Here is a 16,784-nt window from a genome sequence, read left to right on the forward strand (position 1 = left end):
CAGGACCCGCGCCAGCACGGCGCGCGCCCGGGCCGCACCGAAGGGCGCGCCGGCCCGGTCGTAGAGGTCGACCGCGTCCTCGGCCGCCTCGCGGGCGGCCTCGAGGCGTTCCTCGGCGAGGAGCAGTGCGGAGGCCGCCAACCGGATCCCCGCCCGGTGAGCGCCCCGAGTCACCTCCGAAGCCTCCTCGGTGAGCTCCTTCAGCGCCCCGCGTGCCGCCTCAAGATCACCGGCCTCGGCACTGGCCGCCACCAGCACCTGGAGTCCCTGGCCCCGGAACGTCCTGTCCGCGGTCGAGCACCGCCGGATGAAGCGCCGGGCCAGCGCCGCCGCACCGACCGGGTCGCCGAGGTCGAGGGCGAGCTCGGCCAGCCCCAGGAGGGCACGCGGATGCCCCTCGGCCTGGGCGAACAGCTCGGCCGCCTCGTCGGTGCGGCCCTGCCTGCGGCGGAGCTCAGCCAGCCGCACGAGCGGCTCACCGGCCAGCCCGGGTCGCCGCCTGGCGAGGTCCTCAGCGGCGACCATGATCTGCTCCTCGGCACGGTCCCACTCCCCTTGCTCGACCAGCACCCCGGCGTACTCGCTGCGGCAGATCTGCTGCAGGGCCCGCATCCCGACCTTCTGGCAATGGGCGTCCAGCCGACGACACCACTGCGCCGCTCGATGCGAGTCCTGGGCCATCTCGCAGGCGTTGATCACGTAGCACACGGCGTACCCCGCGTAGGCCGGGTCAGCGATCTCGCCCGCCATCGCCGCCGCGGCGGCGGCGTCCAGCAACCGCATGCCCTCGGGGATCCGGCCCTTCAGCACAAGGGTGATGCCTTCCTGGGCCCGGCCGATCAGCTCGATATCGGGGATGCCGAGCTCGCGCCCGATCCGGACCGCTTCGGCCGCCTTGTCCGCCGCGACGACCGGGTCGCCCTCGACACTGATCGCGAAGTCCGACTCCCACACGACGAGATGGCCGTGCTCGGGAGAGAGCGGCACGTCGGCGAGCGCCCGTGCGGCCAGCGCCAGCCACCCCTGGGCCACGGCGGCCTCGCCACGAAAGGTCAGGTAGTCGAACGCCAGGCCGATCGCTGCGCGGGCGGCGCCCCCCGGGTCACCCTCCTCGCGGTAGCAGCGATAGGCCCACTCGCGCACCTCGATGGTGTCCGCGTCGTCGAGCCACGAGCAGGCATCGCCCAGGGCCTCCACGGCCGCTCCGGTGGGAGATTCTGCGACCGCCTGCCGGAGGAGATCATGTGCCGTCTGCCACCGGGCAGAGGCGAGCGCCGAGATACCGGATTCCAGGGCGGACGGGATCATGCGCGCCTCCGGAATCAGGCTGGCAGGTGGACACGGAACCCGCAACCCGGCCCGCCCAACGGTCGCGCCGGCCGGATGCCGCGCCGGGTCTCAGGGGCGCAGCTCTCCCGCCAGTCCGGATCGACGGCGGCCCCACAGCAGCAGGAAGAGTCCACTGAGCACTGCCAGGCCGCCGGCGATGCCCGCGCCGGGCAGCAGGACGCCGGCACCGGTGTCCGGGAGCGGACCGTCGTCATTGGAGGACAGCGCGACCGTCGCGCTGCCGTCGTCGGAGGTGACCGAGACGCCGCCCACGTCGCTCCCGGTGGCCGTGGCGGTGTTGCGCACCCTTCCGTCCGCCATGTCCGCGGCGGTGACCGTGTGCGCCCGCACCGTGCAGGTCATCGACCGCCCGGGTCGGAGCGTCGTGCGAGGACATCTCACCTTGCCGGCGGTCGGGTCGGAGACGGTGACGTCCCGGACCGTGGCGGTGCCGACGTTCGTGACCTCGATGTCCCAGTCGATGCGGTCTCCCGCGCCGACGGTTCCGTCACCGTCGACGTCGATCGCGTCGGCCCGCTTGGTCAGCTCGAGCACGCCACGACCCGTCGAGGGCAGGTCCACCGTGTCCGGGCTGGAAGCGACCCGCGGGCCGGACGGCGGGGTGCCGGTGGCGGTGGCGGTGTTCGTGATCGAGTCCTGGTCGAGGTCGGCCTGGGTGACCGTGTACGTCGCGCTGCAGGTGATCTGCTCCCCGGGGGCCATCGAAGCCGCTGCCGCGGGACAGGTCACCGGCGAGAGCTCGCCGGAGCCGGTGAATGCGCCCTCGTCGACGGCGACCGCGGTGAGCGTCACGTTGCCGGTGTTGGTCACCAGGAAGGAGTAGGTGATCTCCTGGCCGACCTCGGTGAGCCGGTCGGCGTCCGAGGACTTGACCAGGGACAGGGCGGGCGAGGCCGGCTCGGTGACCGTCACCTCGTCGGGCGGGGACTGCACCGGTGGGCCCGCCGGCGGGGTGCCGGTGCCGGCGGCGACGTTGGTGATGCCGCCTGCGTCCACGTCGTCCTGGGTCACCGTGTACGTCGCGGTGCAGGTCATCTGGCCGCCCGGCGCGAGGGTGTCCGTGCCCGGTGGGCAGCTGATCGCCGACATCGGTCCGCTGCCCGAGAAGGACTGCTCCTCCACACTCACGTCGGTCATCGTCACGTTGCCGGTGTTGGTGACCTGGAAGGAGTAGGTGATCTCCGCACCGGCCTTCAAGGTGCCCGGGCCTGTCGGCGAGGCGGACTTCACGAGGCTCAGCTCGGGGCGGTCCGGAGTGGTCACCGTGGCGGTGTCCGGCGGCGACTCGACTGGCGGGCCGGACGGCGGCGTGCCGGTGACGGTCGCGGTGTTGGTGAGCTCGCCGTTGTCCACGTCGGCCTGGGTGACCTCGTACGTGGCTGTGCAGGTCATCTGGGCACTGGAGACCAGCGACGTTGCCGGGCAGGTGATCGCCGAGAGCTGACCCGCCCCGGAGAACGCGGTCTCGTCGATGGCGACGTCGTCGATCGTGACGTTGCCGGAGTTGGTGACCAGGAACCGGTAGGTGACCACGTCCCCGGCATCGCTCACCGTGCCGGGCACCGCGCTCTTGTCCACCGTCAGTGCCGGCGCGGGGGTGATCGTGACCGTCGAGGTCGACGGCGGCGAGTCCACCGGCGTACCGGACGGCGGCGTGCCGGTCGCGGTCGCGGTGTTGGTCACCCCGCCGGCGTCCACGTCGGCCTGGGTCAACTCGTACGTCGCCGTGCAGGTCACGTCCCCACCGGGCGCCACCGAGGCCGCGGCCGGCGGGCAGCTGATCGGTGAGAGGGACCCGGTGCCCGTGAAGGCGCCCTCATCGATCGTGACGTCGTCCATCGTGACGTTGCCGGTGTTGGTCACCAGGAACGAGTAGGTGATCTCGTCGCCCACCGCGTCCGCGGCGTCGGGGTCGGCCGTCTTCACGACGGTCAGCGCTGGGTCGTCGGGCGTGACCACGGTGGCGGTGTCCGGCGGCGACTCGACCCGCGGGCCCGATGGCGGGTTGCCGCTCGCGGTCGCGGTGTTGGTCAGGTCACCGGCATCGATGTCGGCCTGGGTCATCGTGTAGGTCGCGGTGCAGGTCACCTGGTCGTCCGGCGCCACGGAGGCCGCGGCCGGCGGGCAGCTGATCGCAGACATCGACCCGGTGCCGCTGAAGGCGCCCTCGTCGATCGCGACGTCGTCGATCGTGACGTTGCCGGTGTTGGTCACCAGGAACGAGTAGGTGATCTCGTCGCCGGCCGCGAGCGCGGACGCGGGGGCGGCGTTCTTCACGATGCTCAGCCCAGGGTCGTCGGCAGTGGTCACCGTGGCGCTGTCCTGCGGCGACTCGACTCGCACACCGGTGGGCGTGAAGCCCGCCGCGGTCGCGGTGTTGGTCAGCGCATCGGCGTCCAGGTCCGCCTGGGTCACCGCGTACGTCGCCGTGCAGGTCAGCTGGTCGCCGGGAGCGACCGGGGCGGACGGGCAGCTGATGGCGGACATCGACCCGGTGCCGGTGAACGCGCCCTCGTCGATCGTGACGTCGTCGATCGTGACGTTGCCGGAGTTGGTCACCAGGAACGAGTAGGTGATGACTTCACCGACCGCCGAGACCGAGGACCTGTCCGCGGACTTCAGCAAGGTGAGGCCAGGAGACGACGTCGCGGGAACGCTCACCGAGCCGTTGTCGGTGACCGTCACGTCGTAGGGGTCGGTCCCCGTGGCCCGGGCGGTGTTGTCCACCGACCCGGCATCCACGTCGGCCTGCGTCCACGTGTAGTCCGCCGTACAGGTCATCGACGCACCGACCGCCAACGTCGTGGACGGACAGTCGATGGCGGACATCGCACCACTGCCGGAGAACGCCGTCTCGCTGACGCCGACGTCGCTCAACGGCACATCACCGGTGTTGGTCACCAGGAACGAGTACTCGATCACCTCGCCTGCCCTGTAGGCCGCGGCTGACGAGGGGGACGCCGACTTCACCAGCGAGATCGACGGATCGCTGAACGCGACGCTCGATGTGCCTGGCGGGTTCAGACCGGTCAACGTCACGTTGTCGGGGCCGTTGGTGTAGGTGCCGGTCGTGTCGGAGGTGACGTCGACGGTCACGGTGCAGGAGACCATCCCGGTACTCAGGTTGCCGGTGACGGACACCGATGTCCCGCCCGCTGGAGCGCTGACCGCGCCGGAGGGGCACGTCGTCGAGGTGTTGCCGGGTGCGATGGTCAGGCCGCTGGGCAGAGCATCCGTGAACGACCATCCCTCCTTGGAGCCCAGCTCGCTGGTGTTGGTGATCGTGAAGGTCAGAGTCGAGGTTCCACCCGTGGTGACCCGCGTCGGGGTGAACGACTTGTCCAGCGTCGGGGTGACGTCGAGGACGCGGATGTTGTCGTAGGCGCCGTCGTTGCCGTAGCCGCCACCCTCCTCGTTGCGCATGACGATGCCCAGGGTGTTGCCGGTCATCAGCATCGAGCCGTTGGCCGAGAACCGCCCTGCCCTGACGGAGTGCGCGTTCCCGTTGGCCGAGAGAGCAGTGATGTCCTGGCCACCTGCGTCGATGCAGGGATTGATCGGCGTGCTGGACACCGGTCGTTCCACACCGCTTCCGTCGACCAGATAGAACCGGAGCCTGGGCTGGTCGGGCGCCCAACAGTTCACGGCTGCTGCGTCGACGGAGAACGTCACGAACCGACCGCTGGCGGACGGGAGCGTCAGCGGTGCGGCGGTGCGGAACTGGATCAGGCCGTCTGCGCCGTTGGAGCTGGTGTAGGCGGCAGCCGCGGCGTTCGCGCTCGGGTTCGCCGCACCGGCGAGGATGCCGAGGGCATGGGGCAGCGCCGTCAGATTGTCGTAGGTGGCGGCGCTGCCGCAGTCCCCGGCGACCGTCGGGCTGGTCCGGTTGATGATGAAGCCGTTGCAGTTCGCGCGATTGACCCAGAGGGAGCTGCCGGTGTAGGTCATGCCGGACGACCCTGTGTAGTCGGTCAGCAGGAGGTTCGAGTTCGCGGCACGGTTCTCGAAGTTCTCGGTGTACAACGTCGTCGGAGCGACCGGCACGCCTGGCGCCGCCTGGGCCGCGGGCGTGACGCCTGGGATCGGCGCGGTCGCCACCACAGCCACCAGTGACGCGACCGGCACCAGCGCCGCGCCCGCCAGGCGGAGCGCAGACCAACGGCGGCGCCTCACGTCCGACTTGCCGCGGGGGTGGGGGGACCGGGACGCGGCCATGGCGACGCTCCTTGCTGAAACTACGAGAGCCCTCGAGACAATCGGTCGGCGGACACTAGCATCGCGGGTGCTCGCGGTCTCAGCCGTCCGTGGATGAGAAGTCCGCAGGGATCGCCCGAATTGGTCCGCAGCTTGGTCCTCGCCTGGTCCACTGCTCGGCCCGCACAGGACGCCAGGCGGGTGGGCTCAGACCTCTGCGGCCTCTGCGGCCTCAGCGGCGTCGAAGTCGCGGCACCAGCCGACCGGCGTGACGCTCGTACTCCTGGTACTGCTGTCCCAGCTCGGAGGACACCAGCAGACGCTCCTCAGTGGCCGCCCACGAGACGGCGACGGGCACGAAGGCCAGCGCCGCCATCGCGACGACGTACGAGCCGATCGCGATCGCGCTCCCGCCCGAGGTCGCCAGAATTGCGACGTACATGGGGTGTCGCACGAAGCGATACGGCCCCGTCGTCACCAGACGGTGGCCCTCGACGACGCCGTCGGCGCCGGTCTGGCCCCGCATCACCCGGACGCACCACAGCACTCCCGAGCAGCCCAGTGCCCACAGGACAAGACCGGCGACGTGCAGCAGGGTGCTCGCACGCCAGGTGAGCCAACCCGGCGCCACCACGACCACCACCGGATATGCCAGCGGCAGGACCATGAGCAGCGTGCCCACTCGTGGCACCCGCCACTGGGCTGGTGTGCGGATGCGCGCCGCTCTGCCCGGGCGTTCCCAGAGCAGGACGAGGATCACGACCGCGACGTTGGCGAGGGCCATCACGGCGGCGACGATCCGGACGGCGCTCTCAGGCAAGGCCCCTCCTCACCGCATGATCCGCGCGTCCCAGCCGCGAACGTGGTCTGCCATCGCGCGCGTCCGGCGGTGAGGATCCCGGCCGCGAAACCGAACGTTCGATGTTCGCTCCGGGCCTGAGAAACATGTCCGGCAACAGCTGGAATCGAACCCGGTCACCGGCCCGCCGTCCCGCCTTGAGGTCCTCGGCCCTGGCGTCGACCTTGAGCGTCGCGGACTCGACGATCGAGCCGACACAGACGGGGCACGGCGATCTCGTGGCCCGGCTATCGCTGAGCTCATGGGATCCATCCTAGGTTTCGGCCCCGGGCCTCACCCTGACCAGTCGATGCTGTAGTACTGCGTCTCGGTGAACTCGAGGAGGCCGTCGCGCGCGCCCTCGCGACCGAGGCCGCTCTGCTTGACGCCACCGAAGGGTGCGGCCGGGTCGGACACGAGACCGCGGTTGATGCCGACCATCCCTGCCTCGACGGACTCGGCGAGCTTGAAGGCACGACGCAGATCGCCGGCGAAGATGTACGCGGCGAGCCCGTACTCCGAGGAGTTGACGTGGTCGAGGACTTCCTCGTCGGTCGAGAAGGTGACGATCGGCGCTACCGGACCGAAGATCTCCTCCTGGATGATCGACGCGTCGGGTGAGACGTCGCGGAGCACAGTGGGCGCCACGAAGTAGCCGGACAGGTCGCTCGGCAGCGGCGTGCGATGGGCGACCCTGGCGCCGGAGGCAACGGCGTCGGCCACGGCCTCCTCGATCCTGACCGCGGCCCGCTTAGAGATGACCGGACCGATCTGGGCACCGCGGTCAGCGGCGGGAGCGACTCGGAAGGCTTCGACCGCCGCGCCGAACTTCGCCGTGAAGTCGTCGACGACCGCCTCGTGGACGAAGAACCGGTTCGCTGCCGTGCAGGCCTGCCCGCCGTTGCGGAACTTGGCCAGGAGCGCTCCCTCGACGGCGGCGTCCAGATCTGCGTCGTCGGTGACGACGAACGGGGCGTTGCCGCCCAGCTCCATGGAGGAGTTCACGATCCGCTCCGACGCCTGCTGCAGCAGGATCCGGCCGACCGGGGTCGACCCGGTGAACGAGATCTTCCTGACCCGCACATCCTGGAGCCAGGTCGAGACCACACCGGCCGCATCCGTCGTGGGGACGAGGTTGACCACCCCGTCCGGGACGCCAGCCCGGGCGAGCAGTCGCGTGATCGCCAGCGCGGTCAGCGGCGTCTCGGCCGCCGGTTTGAGTACGACGGTGCAGCCCGCCGCGAGCGCGGGCGCGACCTTGCGGGTCACCATCGCCGCGGGAAAGTTCCAGGGGGTGACCAACGCGGCAACCCCGACCGGCCGATGGGTCACGACCGTACGGCTGCCACCGCCGGGAGCCTCGCCGAACTCCCCGCCTGGGCGTACGGCCTCCTCCGCGAACCAACGGAAGAACTTCGCGGCATAGGACACCTCGCCGCGCGCGTCGGCCTCAGGCTTGCCGTTCTCGATCATGATCAGCTCGGTGAGGACGTCGATGTCGTCGTGCATGAGCTCGAAGGCTCTGTGCAGGATCTCGGAGCGCGCTCGCGGGGTGGTCGCGCGCCACTCGGCCCAGGCCTGCCGGGCGGCATCGACCGCCGCCGTTGCGTCCGCGCGGGTACCGTCACTCACCGCCGCGACGATGGCGCCAGTGCCGGGGTCGTCGACCTCGAAGGTGCTGTCGGCGGCCATCCAGCGCCCTCCGACGAAGAGTCCTCGCTCGGGCTCGAGCGCCGGGATGTACTGGTCGAGGGCATGACTGAGCGTCACGGTGGTGCCTTTCGGTGAAACCCGGTAGGGCGTCAGAGTGAGGACTGAAGGCCGGCCATCAGGGCTTGGCGGCTGGCCCGGACGTGTTCGCGCATGACGCGCTCGGCGCTGTCGCCGTCCTTCGCGACGACCAGCTCCAGCACCAGGTGATGCTCGCGATCGGACTGCAGCGGACGGCCCGGCTGGCTGAGGGAGGTGTTGACGAGGCGGGAGTAGGCGAGCTGGTTCATCAGCATGCGGTAGTGGGCTTCGAGCTTTCCGTTGTCGGCGCCCTGGATCAGGAGGTCGTGGAACTCCTCGACCAGCTGCGCGTAGCGTGCCCGGTCATCACGCGCCACTGCTGCGTCGGCCTCACGAAGATTCTCCTCCAACAGGTCGATCTCAGGCACCCGGCCGCGCTGGGCCAGGAGTCGCGCGGCAGCGCCTTCGAGCAGCTCCTTCATCTCGAACAGCTCAGTGATCTCGCGCCGGGACGGCGTCGTCACGAAGGTCCCGACACGCGGACGGATCTCGACCAGCCCCTCGGTCTGCAGCTGCTTGAGCGCCTCGCGCACGGGAGTCCGGCTCACACCGAACTCCTCGGCAAGAGCGAGCTCTGAGAGCGGTGCGCCGGGGTTGATGGCTCCCTTGATGATGCGCCGCCGCATCTCCTCGATCACCTGACCCTGGATCAAACGGCTACTCGACCCATTGGACGATCCGTTCATCCTGCCTCCTTCGCCGACACGTCGAGGAGATCATCCCAGTCCGGGAAGTGCGGCACCGTCAAAGAACTGCCCTGCGGCGTAGACCATCGGCGCACGGTCGGACACCGCCGCGTGCCGCACACGGCAGATGAAGACCGTGTGCGTGTTCGCCTGGAGCCGCTCGCGGATCTCCACCTCCATCTGGGCACTGCTGCGTTCGATCATTGGACTTCCGTTCGGCCCCGGCGTCCAGTTCAGACCTGCGAACTTGTCCGGCGCCTTGCCTGCGAACGTGTTCACCACGTCCAGCTGCTCCGTCGAGAGGATGTTGATGGCCAGATGGTCCGTGGCGTAGAGACAGTCGTGGGTCGACGACGTGCGCTGCACACAGATCATCACCGTCGGAGGGTCCAGCGAGATGTTCGAGTAGGCGTTGACAGCGAGACCGCGTGGCGAATCGCCGTCCATCGCGGTGACCACGGTCACCCCGGTCACGAACTTGCGGTTGACCTGCTTCATCACGTCGGTGTCTGGCGCGACGGGATGGGTTGCCATCACAGTGCTCCTCGTCATGTCATTGGTCCTGGCCCACGCTGATGATGCCGAGGGCCGCGAGCAGCGCACGCGGATCCCAGGTCACGAATTCCTCGACGATCCGGTCGCCCTCGAACCGCGCGAACGTCGCACCGGTGACCTCGACCTCCTTGCGCGTGGGTGGCACGCCGAGGAACCCGTGCTGGTGTGTGCCGACGCTGTGCCAGCGAACCGCGGCTCGGTCGCCGTCCACGACGATGTCGTCGATCGTGGTGACGAGGTCGGGGAACGCAGCCCGCGTGGCGATGACCGAGGCCTTGAACGCCGTCAGGTCCTGGCCTTCCTCGTCGTGCCGGGTGAGTCGTCGGTATGACGGACTCAAGAGGTCGTCGAGGGCTCCGACCTCACCCCTGTCCCAGGCAGCCTCCCAGGCCGCCCTGATCGCCTTGCGGCGGGCGTCGTCGTCAGGCACGGCCATCTCCCTCAGTCCCGCGTCGTGCGGTGGTCGCGAACTCGCCGGTCTTGGCGTCTCGTCGCTCCTGAGCCAGCTCCTTGTAGAAGGAGACCGCGACGCCGCCGATGATGAACAGGAAGGGCAGCGAGGTCACGATCACCGTGTTCTGCAGGGCGGTGAGGCCACCGCCAAGCATGAGCACGATCGCGGTGACGCCGGTAAGCACCCCCCACAGGACCAGCACGGAACGACGGGGGGTCAGAGAGCCGTTCGACGTCATCATCGACAGGACGTAGGTGTTGGCGTCAGCGCCGGAGACGAAGAACATCACGACCAGCAGGATCGCGACCGCCGAGGTGACCGTCGCCAGTGGGAAGTGGTCAAGCGTGGCGAAGAACGCGCTGTTGATGTCGGTCGCAGTCTGGTCGGCGATCGTGCCGCCCTGGAACATGTCGATGTGGATGGCGGTGCCCCCGAAGACGGCGAACCAGGTGAAGAACACCACGCTCGGCACGACCAGTACTCCGAGGATGAAGCCACGGATCGTGCGCCCCTTGGAGATCCTGGCCAGGAAGACGCCGACGAAGGCACCCCACGAGATCCACCACGCCATCATGAAGTAGGTCCACCACTGCATCCACTGCAGATCGCCGAAGGCAGTGCCCTGCAGGCTCATCCGGAAGAAGTCCGTCGCCCACATGCCCAGGGACTCGGCGTACAGGTTGGCGACGAACACTGTCGGCCCGACGATGAGGACGAACACGAAGAGGAGCACCGCGAGAGCCGCGCTGCCCTGACTGAGGTACTTGATCCCCCGGCTGACACCGGTCACGGCAGAGAGGGTGAAGATCGTGGTGACGGCCGCGATGATCAGGACCTGGCTGACAGATGTGATCGGAACGCCGAAGAGTCGCCCGAGTCCGTTGTTCACCTGCAGGGCGCCCAGGCCCAGCGACGTCGTGGTCCCGAAGAGCGTCGCGAACACCGCCAGGACGTCGATCAGCTTGCCGATCGGGCCGTTGACCCGGTCACCGAGGAGCGGGTGGAAGAGCTGGCTGACCAACGTCCGGCGACCCTTGCGGTACGTCGAGTACGCGATCGCCAAGCCGAACACGGCGAAGATCGCCCACGCCTGCAGCCCCCAGTCGAAGTAGGAGTACTGCAGCGCCCGGATCGCTGCCTCGGGCGTGCCCGGCTCTGCCAACCCGTGTGGCGGCGTGTCCAGGTGAGAGATCGGCTCGGCAACGCCGTACGACACCAGCCCGATGCCCATCACGGCACTGAGGATCATGGCGAACCAGGTGATCGTCCTGAACTCTGGTCGGTCGGTGTCCTTGCCCAGCCGGATCTCACCTGCAGGGCTGAAGGCGAGGAACACCAGGAACACGAGAATTCCGAGCGTCACGACGAGGTAGGTCCAACCGAAGCTCTCGGTCACCCAGTTCAGCGAGTTCGCGGTGACCTTGTTCAAGTTCTCGGTGAACATGACCGCCCAGGCGACGAACAGTGCGGAGACCCCGACGCTCGTCCAGAAGACCGATCCGAGGTGACCCTCGGCACGAGGGGTGCGTTGTCGGCCGCCCGGGGACCGGGCGCCCTCGGCGAGAGGCTCTACCGATGACCGGCTATCGGTCGTGTCCGGCGCGTCAGCGCGGAGATGACTGGACATGGGGACTCCCTCTTCGCCTGTGTCCGAGGCGGAACGACCCGACCTCTGTGGTATGCAAGAGGACGTTAGGCACGTCACATGGGGCGTGTCAATAGGTGTCTAAAATCCGTCCAGCGCGTGGCGGTATATCACGGCACTTCACTCTCACTGACGCCCTATTTTGCAGGCCACAGGCGCCGATCCGAGGATCTGGACGGTCCCGGGCCGACGGTCAACCGCAGGGCCAGCCGAATCCGAAAGGAACCTTCTTGACGCATGCAACACACTGATCTACGGTTTGTTGCATGCAAGACCATCCGTGGCTCCGCAAGCTCGTCCTCTACCGCGAGGCGGTGTTGACCGAGGCGGGACTGGCGCCGGCCATACCCGCCGAGAGGGCCAGCGTGGCTGCTGTCATCAGCAACCCCTGGCTCGGCACCGGACCCCGCGAGGACCTTTCTCCCGCCGTTTCCGAACTGGCTCCCCGGCTGGCCAAGCTGGTCACGGACCGGCTGCTCCAGGCACTTGGCGGCGTCGAGCGGATCGAAGCTTTCGGCAAGGCCGCACTGGTCGGCTCCGCCGGCGAGATCGAGCACGGTGGGGCGCTCATCCACACGCCGTACTTCGGCAACCTCGTGCGGGAGTTCCTCGGAGGGGAGTCGATCATCTGCTTCGCGGACGCCCGGACGGACGCGGGCCAACCACTCGTGGTGCCGTTGTGGCACAAGAGCCACGCCGCGACCCGCAGCCACTACCAGACAGTCGACGTCCGCATCCCCGACGCACCCAGAGCCGACGAGATCGTCGTCGTCGCAGCTGCCTCGACGGGTCCCCGACCACATCCGCGCATTGGTGACCGCACCACTGACCCTGTCATCACGTCCCAGACCCTGGAAGGTGTCCTGTCATGAACATCCGCAAGATCGTCACTGTCGTCGAGGAGATCCGCTCGGAGGGCGGTCGCGAAGTATGGCCGCCGGCCCGGGTCGCGGTCGTCGCCGCTGTGATAGACAACCCGTGGGCAGGACAGGGCTTCGTCCCGGACCTGACCGCGGGAATCGACGCCAACGCGTCAGATCTCGGCGCCCTCCTGTCGCCCTTGGTCCTGGAGGCACTAAAGGCCCCTGCCGAGGCGTACGGCAAGGCCGCGATCGTTGGGCTGGACGGCGAGATCGAGCACGGCTCCGCTCTGATCCACACCCTCAAGTTCGGTGACCACTTCCGCAAGGCAGCGAACGCGACCACCCTGCTGCCTGCCGTCGAGAAGCGTGGTCCGACGGGCGTCGCCTTCGACATCCCGCTCAAGCACATCACCGACGCCAGCATCCGCTCCCACCACCAGACGGTGGAGGTGCGCGTTGCCGATGCCCCTCACCCGGGCGAGATCGTCGTGGCCCTGGCGGCCGCAGCCCAGGGGCGGCCGCAGCAGCGGCTGGCCCCCCTGTCCACCGAGCAGTGAGACCGAACCAGTGAGCAGGCCGACGATCGTGCTGCTCCACGGGGTGGGGCTCGATCACACGATGTGGGAGCCCGTGGCCGCTCTACTGCGCGACCGCTTCGAAGTGCGCGCGCCGGACCTGCCCGGCCACGGAACGTGCCCGCCGGCGCCTCCTGGCACGACTCTGTCCGACCTCGCGCAAGGCGTCATCGCAGACATCCCTGCGGGCTCGCACGTCCTGGGATTCTCACTGGGCGCGCTGGTCGCGCAACACATCGCAGCGCATCGACCCGAGCTCGTAGCAACCCTGACGTCCGTCAGCTCGGTTTGTCGCCGCACCAACGACGAGCGCAGGGCCGTGCTGGGACGGCTTCGAGCAGCCGAATCCGACTTCGGCACAAGCGCAGCCGTCTCGATCGAACGCTGGTACGGCGGCACCGACGTGCCGCAGGAGTGGGTACGCCGTACCGAGTCGACGCTGCTCGCCAACTCGCTTTCCTCATTCCTCGCCTGCTACCGGGTCTTCGCGGCCGGGGACGAGGATGTGGCGCCGCTGCTCGGTCAGATCTCCGCGCCGGCACTGGCAATCACCGGAGCCGACGATCCGGGCTCGACTCCGGAGATGACCCACCGCCTGGCCGAGGTGCTGCCGAACTGTCGCGCGGTCGTCGTACCCGAGACGCGCCACATGCTGCCGGTCCAGCGTCCCCGCGAACTGGTGGACGCAATGACGACCCTCATCGAAGAGGATGCCCATGCCTGAGATCACCCGTCTGGAGCACTTCATCGGCGGCGAGCGGGTCGCGCCCGCCTCCTCGGAGTACTTCGAGAGCACGAATCCGGCTACCCGCGCCGTCCTCTACGAGGCAGCACGCGGCAACGCCGACGACGTCGACCGTGCAGTCACCTCGGCGGTCCGCGCATTCGAGGACCCGCGCTGGCGCGATCTCAGCCAGACGCGGCGCGGTCACCTGCTGCGTCGCCTCGGCGACCTCATCGCCGAGAACGCCGAGGAGCTTGCTCGGATGGAGAGCCAGGACAACGGCAAGCTGCTCCGCGAGATGCGTGGCCAACTGGCGACGCTGCCGGAGTACTACTACTACTACGCTGGGCTGGCCGACAAGATCCAGGGCTCGGTCATTCCGACATCGGATCGGAACATCCTCAACTACACCTCACGTGAGCCGCTGGGTGTGGTCGGCGCGATCACGCCGTGGAACTCTCCGCTCACGCTGACGTCGAGCAAGCTCGCCCCGGCGCTGTGCGCGGGAAACACCGTGGTGGTCAAGCCGTCGGAGTACACCTCCGCGACGATCCTGCGGCTGGCGGAGCTCGTCGCGGCGGCGGGCTTCCCGCCCGGCGCGGTCAACGTGGTGACCGGGTTCGGTGTCGAGGCGGGGCAGGCACTGGTCGAGCACCGCAAGCTGTCCAAGATCTCCTTCACGGGCAGCACGGTCACCGGTTCGCGGATCGCGTCGACCACTGCGGGTCGTTTCATCGGCTCCACACTCGAGCTCGGCGGCAAGTCGCCGAACATCGTCTTCGAGGACGCCAATGTCCCGAACGCAGCGATGGGTGTGGTCGCGGGCATCTTCGCCGCGGCCGGTCAGACGTGCATCGCGGGCAGCCGGGTGTTCGCGCATCGGGCCGTCTACGACGAACTCCTGGAGCGGGTCACGCAGCGAGCGCAGTCCATCCGGATCGGCGACCCGTTGGAGGAGACGACCGAGCTCGGGCCGCTGGCGTTCGCCGATCAGCGCGACAAGGTCGCCGGATACGTCGACCTGGGCCGTAGCGAGGGTGCCCGCGTGCTGACCGGTGGTCGTGCGACAGACGCCGGCCTGGGCGGATGGTTCTACGAGCCGACCGTGCTCGTCGACGTCGACAACGACATGCGGGTGGTGCGCGAGGAGATCTTCGGCCCGGTCGCTGCGATCATGCCGTTCGACAGCGAGGAACAGGTCATCCGCCTCGCCAACGACTCCGACTACGGCCTTGCGGCGGGGGTGTGGACGCAGAACCTCTCACGGGCACACCGGATGGCTGCTCGGCTCGAAGCCGGCACCATCTGGGTGAACACCTACCGGGCTATGTCACCGATGTCGCCACGGCAGGGCTTCAAGAGCAGCGGCGTCGGGGTCGAGCACGGCACCGAGACGATCCACGAATACACCCGGCTCAAGAGCGTCTGGATCAACACCAGCGAGGACCCGGTGGCCGACCCGTTCGTGCTGCGGAGCTGACCATGCCGAACGTGGAGATCACGATCGGGTCCGGCCGTACCCCGGAGCAGATTCGCTGCCTGATGCGCGAGGTGCACGGGGCTGTGCTGCGGGCGGTCGACACCCGCCCAGAACACATCCGGGTGGTCGTGCGGGAGGTACCTCGGGCCCACTGGGCTACAGGGGACGTCACGCTCACCGAGATGGACGCCGGCCGGACCAACGTACAGAGCAAGGGACCTGGCCGCTCGGATGCGGCCGCCGACCTGGAAGACGAGGAGCAGTCGTGAGATTTTCGTTGTTCGTGCACATGGAGCGATGGGACGAAGAGGTCAGCCACCGGCAGCTCTTCGAGAACCTGACAGAGTTGACCCTCATGGCCGAGGCCGGCGGGTTCAGCACTGTATGGATCGGCGAGCACCACGCCATGGAGTACACCATCTCTCCCAGCCCGATGCCGTTGCTCTCCTATCTGGCCGCGCGGACCTCGACCATTCGCTTGGGAGCAGGAACGATCATCGCCCCGTTCTGGAACCCCATCCGGGTTGCCGGCGAGTGCGCCCTGCTCGACGTGATCAGCGACGGCCGGATGGAGGTCGGCCTGGCCCGCGGTGCCTACCAGTTCGAGTTCGACCGAATGGCCGGTGGGCTGCCAGCCACCGACGGTGGCAAGCACCTGCGCGAGATGGTGCCCGCGGTCCGCGCACTCTGGCAGGGCGACTACGCCCATGCGGGCGAGATCTGGCAGTTCCCGACCTCCACCAGCGTCCCGAAGCCGGTCCAGCAGCCGACCCCGCCCATGTGGATCGCGGCCCGCGACCCCGACTCCCATGACTTCGCGGTGGCCAACGGCTGCAACGTCATGGTGACGCCTTTGATGAAGGGCGACGAGGAGGTCGTCGACCTGAAGAACAAGTTCGAGACCGCGGTGGCGAACCACCCAGAGGTCGAGCGCCCCGAGCTGATGGTGCTGCGCCACACCCACGTCCACTCCCCCGACGAACCGAACGGGTGGCGGCCCGCGGCAGAGGCGATCTCGAAGTTCTACCGCACCTTCGACGCCTGGTTCGGCAACAAGACCACGCCGGTAAACGGGTTCCTCGAGCCGAGTCCGGAGTCGAAGTTCGCTGGACGCCCGGAGTTCGAGCCCGACTCCCTGCACAAGACCGCGATGATCGGCACCCCGGAAGAGGTCATCGAGAGGCTCCGCTCCTACCAGGAGCTCGGCGTCGACGAGTTCAGCTTCTGGTGCGACAACAGCCTGCCCCACGAGGAGAAGCGGAAGTCCCTCGAGCTGTTCATCAAGGAGGTCCTGCCGGCCTTCGCCTGAGCGACGCACACACGACCACGGCGGCGACGATCCGAACGGCGCTCTCAGACAAGGCCGTTCCTGACCGCATGGATCGCCGCGGCGGTCCGGGACGGTAGGCCGAGCTTGGTGAGGATGTTGCTCACGTGCCGGTGAACCGTCCGCTCGCTGAGGTGCAGGTTCGCGGCGATCTCGGCGTTCGTGTGCCCGGCGACGATGAGCTGGAGCACCTGTGTCTCCCGCGGACTCAGGGCATGGTCGGCTTCGCCGAGGAGCTCGCGAGCCCGGTCGGCGTCGGGATGAGTATGACAACCCCATTTGGCCCCACTGTGATGCTCTGA

General features: G+C 68.6%; 15 protein-coding genes. 6 read left to right on the top strand and 9 right to left on the bottom strand.

Annotated elements, in window-relative coordinates; genetic code table 11:
- From E7Z54_RS20755 to E7Z54_RS20790, 8 genes are all read right to left on the bottom strand, one after another.
- The coding region (locus tag E7Z54_RS20755; protein WP_136436640.1) for a hypothetical protein at positions 1-1,308 on the bottom strand (1,308 nt) is incomplete at its 3' end.
- Positions 1,309-1,398: 90 nt separating this feature from the next.
- Positions 1,399-5,565, bottom strand: a complete 4,167-nt coding sequence (locus tag E7Z54_RS20760) for a DUF7507 domain-containing protein (protein ID WP_136436641.1) — start codon at positions 5,563-5,565, stop codon at positions 1,399-1,401.
- A gap of 211 nt (positions 5,566-5,776) precedes the next feature.
- A complete protein-coding gene (locus tag E7Z54_RS20765; RefSeq protein ID WP_136436642.1) occupies positions 5,777-6,364 on the bottom strand; it encodes a methyltransferase family protein in 588 nt (195 codons plus the stop codon).
- A 312-nt stretch (positions 6,365-6,676) separates the two neighbouring features.
- Positions 6,677-8,074 carry an NAD-dependent succinate-semialdehyde dehydrogenase gene (locus E7Z54_RS20770; RefSeq protein ID WP_136436654.1) on the bottom strand — a complete coding sequence of 466 codons (1,398 nt, stop codon included), beginning with the start codon at positions 8,072-8,074 and terminating at the stop codon, positions 6,677-6,679.
- A gap of 110 nt (positions 8,075-8,184) precedes the next feature.
- Positions 8,185-8,826 carry a GntR family transcriptional regulator gene (locus E7Z54_RS20775; RefSeq protein ID WP_206056438.1) on the bottom strand — a complete coding sequence of 214 codons (642 nt, stop codon included), beginning with the start codon at positions 8,824-8,826 and terminating at the stop codon, positions 8,185-8,187.
- Positions 8,827-8,889: 63 nt separating this feature from the next.
- Entirely contained in the window at positions 8,890-9,393 is a 504-nt protein-coding gene (locus tag E7Z54_RS20780; protein WP_136436644.1) for a flavin reductase family protein, read from the bottom strand.
- A gap of 19 nt (positions 9,394-9,412) precedes the next feature.
- Positions 9,413-9,844: an ester cyclase gene (locus tag E7Z54_RS20785; RefSeq protein WP_136436645.1), complete on the bottom strand. Its 432-nt coding sequence runs from the start codon at positions 9,842-9,844 to the stop codon at positions 9,413-9,415.
- Positions 9,837-11,495, bottom strand: a complete 1,659-nt coding sequence (locus E7Z54_RS20790) for a BCCT family transporter (RefSeq protein WP_136436646.1) — start codon at positions 11,493-11,495, stop codon at positions 9,837-9,839. The genes E7Z54_RS20785 and E7Z54_RS20790 overlap by 8 nt, the downstream gene beginning before the upstream one ends.
- Before the next feature lie 284 nt (positions 11,496-11,779).
- Here E7Z54_RS20790 and E7Z54_RS20795 point away from each other — a divergent pair, with 284 nt between their 5' ends.
- From E7Z54_RS20795 to E7Z54_RS20820, 6 genes are read left to right on the top strand one after another with little or no spacing between them, the layout of a single operon-like run.
- The gene (locus E7Z54_RS20795) at positions 11,780-12,385 is read left to right on the top strand and encodes an amino acid synthesis family protein (protein WP_136436647.1); all 606 of its coding nucleotides are present in this window, start codon (positions 11,780-11,782) and stop codon (positions 12,383-12,385) included.
- Positions 12,382-12,933: an amino acid synthesis family protein gene (locus E7Z54_RS20800; RefSeq protein WP_136436648.1), complete on the top strand. Its 552-nt coding sequence runs from the start codon at positions 12,382-12,384 to the stop codon at positions 12,931-12,933. Before E7Z54_RS20795 ends, E7Z54_RS20800 begins: the two co-directional genes overlap by 4 nt.
- 10 nt (positions 12,934-12,943) lie before the next feature.
- Complete coding sequence (locus E7Z54_RS20805; protein ID WP_136436649.1) at positions 12,944-13,675, top strand: alpha/beta fold hydrolase; 732 nt, start codon at positions 12,944-12,946, stop codon at positions 13,673-13,675.
- Positions 13,668-15,155 carry an aldehyde dehydrogenase gene (locus E7Z54_RS20810; protein ID WP_136436650.1) on the top strand — a complete coding sequence of 496 codons (1,488 nt, stop codon included), beginning with the start codon at positions 13,668-13,670 and terminating at the stop codon, positions 15,153-15,155. Before E7Z54_RS20805 ends, E7Z54_RS20810 begins: the two co-directional genes overlap by 8 nt.
- 2 nt (positions 15,156-15,157) lie before the next feature.
- Positions 15,158-15,424 carry a tautomerase family protein gene (locus E7Z54_RS20815; RefSeq protein ID WP_136436651.1) on the top strand — a complete coding sequence of 89 codons (267 nt, stop codon included), beginning with the start codon at positions 15,158-15,160 and terminating at the stop codon, positions 15,422-15,424.
- Positions 15,421-16,464: an LLM class flavin-dependent oxidoreductase gene (locus E7Z54_RS20820; RefSeq protein WP_136436652.1), complete on the top strand. Its 1,044-nt coding sequence runs from the start codon at positions 15,421-15,423 to the stop codon at positions 16,462-16,464. Before E7Z54_RS20815 ends, E7Z54_RS20820 begins: the two co-directional genes overlap by 4 nt.
- A 44-nt stretch (positions 16,465-16,508) precedes the next feature.
- On the opposite strand, the gene E7Z54_RS20825 is transcribed toward E7Z54_RS20820, so the two are convergent.
- Positions 16,509-16,784 (bottom strand): response regulator transcription factor (locus E7Z54_RS20825; protein WP_136436653.1); only part of this gene is annotated, 276 nt, incomplete at its 5' end.

Source organism: Nocardioides sp. (genome assembly GCF_004803405.1).
GTDB classification, from domain to species: domain Bacteria; phylum Actinomycetota; class Actinomycetes; order Propionibacteriales; family Nocardioidaceae; genus Nocardioides; species Nocardioides vastitatis.